At 46.0% G+C, this 667-nt stretch carries 1 protein-coding gene; it reads right to left on the reverse strand.

Going from position 1 to position 667, the window contains the following annotated elements:
* The coding region (locus VB693_RS28335) for a hypothetical protein (RefSeq protein WP_323269175.1) at positions 1-379 on the reverse strand (379 nt) is incomplete at its 3' end.
* Positions 380-667: the final 288 nt, after the last annotated feature.

The following is a 667-nucleotide window of genomic DNA, read 5'->3' on the forward strand; positions in this document are numbered from 1 at the left end:
CCCTTAAAAAGGGGGGTTCTGAAGATTCGGCTTCCCCCCTTTCTAAGGGGGGATTGAGGGGGGATCTCACCTTCTCCGCTTCCTCCAGCAACAACCTCGCCAACGCTGTCGATTTCCCCGAACCAGGCCGCCCTACTAGCAAAACGTGTTCTTGAGCATACTTCCGCAACCCTGCCAGCACGTCTAAACGCTCAACTTGCTGGCTTGCGCTCCTTTCTTCCTTGCCAGATTGCACCGTCTGCACCATAAAATCTAACAGTAGCGGTGAATGCTTCTGCTCAACTCGCTGCTGTCCCACTACATCCGTCAACGTGTAAGCATTCCACCATTGGGCATAATCATTGCAGAGTGATTGTAGGTAGTCATTCCAGTTGATCATGGTGTGCGGAATTGTGGGATGCTGATTTTGGGCAAAGGGCAAGGGTTACAGGGAAGGGTGAAATATTTTTAACTTCACCTCTAGTAGTCCATCAAATTTGAATGGAGGGATAAGCAAGTTTGTAGTAAGGACTTTAGTCCTTAGAAAAATCAGGACTAAAGTCCTTACTACGAACCGTCAAAACTAACTTGATAGACCACTAGTAATAATATGTGAGGGATATGGTTTAATTTACTGAGTCAAATTATAACTGCTTTATCGGGTTCTAGATTCTCGTGAACGAGTAAT

It is taken from the genome of Anabaena sp. UHCC 0399, assembly GCF_034931465.1.
GTDB lineage: Bacteria > Cyanobacteriota > Cyanobacteriia > Cyanobacteriales > Nostocaceae > Trichormus > Trichormus minutissimus.